Source organism: Micromonospora sp. NPDC002411 (assembly GCF_053592955.1).
This window is the reverse complement of sequence record NZ_JBSFBM010000397.1, coordinates 1-5,562: the sequence shown is the minus strand read 5'-3', so window position 1 is coordinate 5,562 and position 5,562 is coordinate 1. Positions and strand designations below refer to the sequence as shown.

The 5,562-nt window shown below is 67.7% G+C and carries 5 protein-coding genes; 4 read left to right on the top strand and 1 reads right to left on the bottom strand.

The annotated features are described in order from the left end of the window. The first annotated feature begins 295 nt into the window (after nt 1-295). The 4 genes from ACWCO3_RS30665 (at nt 296) to ACWCO3_RS30650 (ending at nt 4,086) form a co-directional block, all read left to right on the top strand. Nucleotides 296-2,455, top strand: a complete 2,160-nt coding sequence (locus ACWCO3_RS30665; RefSeq protein WP_358163159.1) for a hypothetical protein — start codon at nt 296-298, stop codon at nt 2,453-2,455. A 548-nt stretch (nt 2,456-3,003) separates the two neighbouring features. Next, nucleotides 3,004-3,351 (top strand): GNAT family N-acetyltransferase, encoded by a 348-nt coding sequence (locus tag ACWCO3_RS30660; protein WP_450013358.1) that lies wholly within the window; start codon nt 3,004-3,006, stop codon nt 3,349-3,351. A 39-nt stretch (nt 3,352-3,390) separates the two neighbouring features. After that, nucleotides 3,391-3,666 (top strand): (4Fe-4S)-binding protein, encoded by a 276-nt coding sequence (locus ACWCO3_RS30655; RefSeq protein ID WP_145783375.1) that lies wholly within the window; start codon nt 3,391-3,393, stop codon nt 3,664-3,666. 18 nt (nt 3,667-3,684) lie between these two features. Continuing rightward, nucleotides 3,685-4,086, top strand: coding sequence for a DUF4260 domain-containing protein (locus ACWCO3_RS30650; RefSeq protein WP_145783377.1), 402 nt, complete (start codon nt 3,685-3,687; stop codon nt 4,084-4,086). 13 nt (nt 4,087-4,099) lie between these two features. Here the strand turns inward: ACWCO3_RS30650 and ACWCO3_RS30645 are convergent, their stop codons facing one another. Beyond that, nucleotides 4,100-5,353: a hypothetical protein gene (locus tag ACWCO3_RS30645; protein WP_450013355.1), complete on the bottom strand. Its 1,254-nt coding sequence runs from the start codon at nt 5,351-5,353 to the stop codon at nt 4,100-4,102. Between the last annotated feature and the right edge of the window lie 209 nt (nt 5,354-5,562).

The window sequence follows — 5,562 nt, the reverse complement described above, 5'->3', positions numbered from 1 at the left end:
GCTGGACACGGCCGAGATGCCCCTGGCCATGCTCTTCTTCGGCCGTCCCCCGGAAGGGCTGCTCGGCGCCGACGCCGCACTCACCGTGATCACCACGTCCGAACGACCCCGGGTTGTCGGCGTAGACAAAGGGTGGTGGGGATCCCCCGTCTGTAATGGGCCTCTTCGGGTATGCGCGGCTGGCCAGCGCTTCGCTCCGAGGCCTGTCCCAGCCTGCGAGGTAGGAATGCCGGAATCATCGCCGCGCCGTGCACGGGGTGGGTGCCACCCCCCGGGTGACGTCGTTGAGTTGCGGGTGCACGGCGTGATGGGTGCCGGCGCGGATGACATCCTGGATCGGCCGCACGTGCAGCGGGTCGCCGGCGACAGCAAGGGCGGCTTCTACCGGCCCCGCAGAGGCTATGGTGACTCCCGAGGCGCCTGCGGCGTGGTGTTGGAGACGTACCGGTGGAGCGATCTACGCAGCGGAGCCGCCGCGAGGACGCTGTCGCTGGTGTTGCTGTTGCCGTTCATGGCATGCAACGTCGCGGCATGGATGCGGCCGAGGGCGAAGGTCAGCGGCGGTGTGGTCTGGGTAGGCTGCCGGCTGATCGGCCTGAGCCTCACGGCCCTGTACGTCTTGTCTTTCGTCGGCGTGGCGTTGGACCTGCTCGCGTGCAAGTGCATGTCCCTGGGTAGTTGCCTCGGGGGCCGGACCTGGCTGTCCTGGCTCGGCGGTCAACCGGTCGGATTGCGCATTGCGCTGTTGTCGCTGGTGCCCGTCGCCGCGATCTGGGTGTTGTGGCTGGTGGGCTCCCGGTGCGGCCACTGGTACGACAACTTCATCCCACCTACAGGCGAGCCGGGCGACACGGCACTGGGCGCGATCGGGACACGTAACGCCACGCCGGGTGTGGTGCGACTTCGCTCCATCCATGTGGCGGCCGGTCTCGCTGTGCTCGATCTCAGTCTGATTGCGGCGTTGTGGGCTGCGCGTGGACCGAGCCTCCTCGACGTCCTGCTCACTTTTTGCGCCGCGCTCACCCTTGTCGTCATTGTCGTACTGGCGTGCGTACCTTCCGTCATCGACGCCGTAGCCGGCACCCCCGTGGTCGATGGGATGGTCCATGCCCTGCGGTCGACTGCCGTGGTGGTGACGATCGCCGTCATCGGGCGGGTCGCGTTCGACCGCGGCGAATGGCCCGCCGAAAACGGACTGCCCGGCCACGACGTCGCGGTCGTCCTGCTCTTCGGGACGCAGGGCGTCCTGCTCGCGCTGCTCGGGATCGCCGCGCTGGTGGGCCGGGAGGGCAGCCTGGGCAGGCTGCGCTGGTCGGGTGCGCCGCTGTTCGCGTGTCTGGCGGTGGGACTGGCGGTCATCTTCGCCACCGAATTCAACTACCGCGTATCGGACTACCTCGACCGCGATCTGCCCACCCCCGACGTGCTGCCCACCAGCCCTGTTCTGGCATACAAGTGGACGATGTTCGGGTTCTTCGTGTCGGTCATTGGCGCAGCGGTCGCGGGTGCGGTGATGGTGCTGTTCACGCGGAGGAACCGACGACGGTCAGCGGACGACATCGTCGCGCGCGACTTTCCTGAGGCAGATGCGGGGACCGCCCGACGGCGGACACAAGTGCGCGACGCAATCGCCCGGGCGCAATTCACGGAACGGCTGTGTCCGCTCGGATTGACCTACTGCTGCCTCGTCGCACTGAGCCTGGCTTTCACACTTTTGGCCCTGGACGAGTTGCAGCCCAGTGTCGCCGTGGAGGGCCTGGTCAGCCTGCCGTCCGATTTCGTCAGCGCGGGCACTCAGTTGGGAAGCTACCTGATGGCGTTGCTGTTTCTCGGTCTGTTCTTCGGAGGGCTGTTCGCCTACCGTACGACCACTTTTCGTCGCTACATCGGCATGCTCTGGGATCTCGGAATGTTCTGGCCGCGTGCCGCTCACCCCTTCGCCCCACCGTGTTACGCCGAGCGCGCCGTGCCCGAACTCGCGTGCCGTATCAGCATGCTGGTCCGGCAAGGAAGGTACGTGTTGGTAGCGGCGCACAGCCACGGGTCGGTACTCGCCCTGGCGAGCGTCCTGCAACTGGAGCCGTCCGTGCTCTCCAAGGTTGCCCTGCTGACGCACGGTTCACCGCTGAGACGCCTCTACAGCACGCTGTTCCCGGCGTACGTGGGCAGGGATGTGCTGAGTGAGGCCGGCTGCCGATTGGGCTGGCGCTGGGTGAACCTGTGGCGTGACACCGATCCCATCGGCAGTTGGATCTTCACGTCCGGACGCGGGGGTGACGACGACGCGCTGCGGCAGCGGTCCGAGGTGGACCGTAGGCTTCGGGATCCGCAGGAGCTCGATGCCCGAGGCCGTGACACAGTGTGGCCCCCGATGTGCGGTCATCAGCCGTGCGTGACGGACGATCGATACGAGGCGGCGGTCTGCGAGCTGTCCGAGCGGCTCCGGACCGGTTAGCCGTCGCCGAACCTCAGGCGCCGCGAAGTGTGGTTCCATCGGCCTGCGGTGCCAGAAGGAACCGTGCAGTGGCGGTCACCGACTCAGCGGCGTGATTCGGCAAGGGTTGGGATGCAGGTCACCCAGGCGCTGCGAGCGGCTCGTCCCGAACGTGAGGTCCGGGACGACCCGCTCCCCCGAAGCAGGACACCCATCGGGGACGTACCCGCCGTCGATCGCGCGGGCTGCGCCTGCACATGCGCATGGCCGGAGGTCTGAACGCGGGCGCCATGCCGGAGTTCGGCGTCCGGTACCCCTCAATGACCTGCAGGGGTCGAGGTCCTCCCGGCACCGTATGCAGCTGACCCGGTAGTGGCGCCGTGTCATCACCGCACGTGACGCGGTGTCACTGGTCGCGTCCGGTTGCTGACGCACACTGGGTGGTGACCGCTGGAGCGCGCGTTTCACCGAGACGACGCGGAGATGGCTGCGCCCGCCCACCGAGTCCTGACAACGGGTCGGTCCAGGAGGCCGGTCGCACCAAGTGACACATCAACGACCGAACCAGCGTGGCTTTGAGATCCACGCCAAAGACACATGGAGAACAGATGGCAGTAAGAGTGAGCGATGCCCCCGAGGCCAAGCGATATGAGGCACGCGTCGACGGAGACTCCAAGGTCGCGGGCGTCGCGCAGTACATCCGTACCACCGAACTCGTCGCGTTCGTACACACCGAGGTCTCGCCGGAGTACGAGGGCCGGGGAGTCGGGGCAGCGCTGGCTCGCACCGCCCTCGACGAGGCGCGCGCCGCGCACCTGCTGGTCCTGGCCACCTGCCCATTTATCGCGGGATGGATCGCCAGGCACCCCGAGTATCAGGACCTGGTGTACCAGGCCCACAGCAGGGTCAGTGACTGAACGGACTGTACGGCCGATCATGGCGACGACGGAGGCCGCATGAGCAGCCCAACCGAAAAGAAGACGTACGAGGGCCAGAAGATCACTGTCACGTTCGAGGCGAGGCGTTGCTTGCACGCCGCCGAGTGCGTCCGTGGCTTGCCGGAGGTCTTCGACCCGGGCCAGCGCCCGTGGATCCGGCCCGACGGCGGCGGGGCGGCTGGTCGCCTTCGACGAAGCTGTGTCCATCAACGAAGCACGAGGGTCGTCACCCCCGGTCTATCCTCTTCCCGAGGTCAGGCCATCGACGGGAAGACCACCCACCAGTGTCCCTGACCGACATCGAGGTGGGAGATGCCGTATCTGAGTCCGGTCGCAGTACAGCGCGTCGAGGGCCTCGTCGTCGCGGCTTTCGCCGTCGTCGTGACCGTCACCGCCGGGTACCCGTGGTGGTCGCTGCTTGCCCTCTTCCTCGTCTTCGACCTGTCCATGCTCGGCTACCTGCGCGGGCCACGCCTCGGGGCCTTCTGCTACAACCTTGCGCACTCCTACGCGTTGCCGGCTGCGCTGGGCGCGGTAGCCGTGGCCGCGGCCGGGTTCGGCGACCCGATCGGTTGGCTCGGAGTTCTGGCACTTGCCTGGGTGTTCCACATCGCCGTCGATCGCGGCCTCGGCTACGGCCTCAAGACAGCCGAAGGATTCGAGCACACCCACCTCGGCGTGATCGGCAAGGCCAGAAGGCCGGACCCGCTTTGACGGGCGTCCAGGATCAGGAGCCTGATGGGTTCCGGGAGGGCGAATCCAGCGCCGACAGGGAACTCCGGGCCTCGTCGGCGAGGTTGCTGTTGCCCAGCCTCTCGTACTCGTTGATCGCCGCTCGGAACGCCTGTGATGCCTCGTCCCGACGGCCCTGAGCGGCAGCGACCGATCCGAGGGCTTGGTGCGCCGCGCCTACCCCGGCGCCATGTCGAATCCGCAGGAAGATCTCCAGCATCGCGCGGAAGTCCTTTTCGGCGTCACGGTGCCGCTCGTCCTCCACAGCGAGCCAGCCACGCTCATGGAGGCAATATCCGCGGAGGAACTCGTCGTCCAGACGGTCGGCAATGCTGAAGGCCCGCCTCGTCAGGGCAGACGCCTCCGTCGGGTGGCCGGCGAGCTTGTGTCCTGCGGCCAGCCCCAGGAGCACGTAGCCGTGCAAAGCCGTCTCCGGCGCCGAAAGGAGCACTGCCGCTCGTTCCAGTACGGGAATGCTGCGCTCCGGACGATGAAGGGTGTTGTAGAGGACGCCCAGGGCGGAGCGAACCTCGATCTCCTCCTCGACGGCGTGCGATCGTTGGAACAGTCGCAGGGCCCGGAGCAACTGCTCTTCCGCCTCATCCGAACTGCCGTGCGCCCGCAGCGCCTCGCCCAGCCGACGCGTGGTCTGTGCCAGCTCTCCCGGATCGCCGAGTCGCTCGGCGACTGCGACGGCGTCCTGCGCCGTGGCCAGCTCACGCTCGACCTCGCCGGCCAGTCCGTAGGAATGCGAGACCCATCGCAATGCCCGCACCCTTCTCCGCTCATCGGCTGCCGCTCGCTTCACCGAACGCCACAGCTGTAGCCGGTAAACGTGGTCGTCGGCTGCGGTCAGCAGCGGGTGTACCGCCTCCACCAGTGCCCACGCCTGATCGGTGAGTCCCTCCGCAACCGCGGTGCGCAGCACGGCCAGGATGTTGTCGCGTTCATACGCGACGTCGCCGCCGGAAGCGGCCACGTCCCGCAGCCAATCCAGCTGCCGGATCAGACAGGCAGCACGGTCGTCGGGTGTCTCTTGCCGCTCAAGCATCTCGGCAGCGAACAACCGCAGGAGGTCGTGCAGCCGATAACTCGACGGTGTCGGCGCCTCGACCAGGAAGGCGTCGACCAGCCGGTCCAAGGCATCCTGCACGGCCCGTCGACCAAGTCCGCACCGACGGGCCGCCGACTCGACGCCGAACAACACACCCGGATGCGCCCCGGCTCGCCGGAACACCAGCCGGTCCACGTCGCTCAATTCGTCGTACGTGGACTGGAAGGTCGACCTGATGGCCCTGTCGCCCAGCCGCAGCTCGTCGAGTCGTCGATTCTCGTCCGCCAAGCGGTCGGCGAGGGCGGACGGCGTCCAGCTGGGGCGGGCCCGGAGCCGAGATCCGACGATGCGCACCGCAAGCGGGAGCCCCGCGCAGATCTCGACCAGCCGACGCGCCCCCGAGG

What these genes read in the sequence shown, in the direction of transcription:
- ACWCO3_RS30655 (WP_145783375.1), top strand. Translation starts at nt 3,391, where the DNA reads ATGAGCAGCCCAACCGAAAAGAAGACGTACGAGGGCCAGAAGATCACT.
- ACWCO3_RS30650 (WP_145783377.1), top strand. Translation starts at nt 3,685, where the DNA reads ATGCCGTATCTGAGTCCGGTCGCAGTACAGCGCGTCGAGGGCCTCGTC.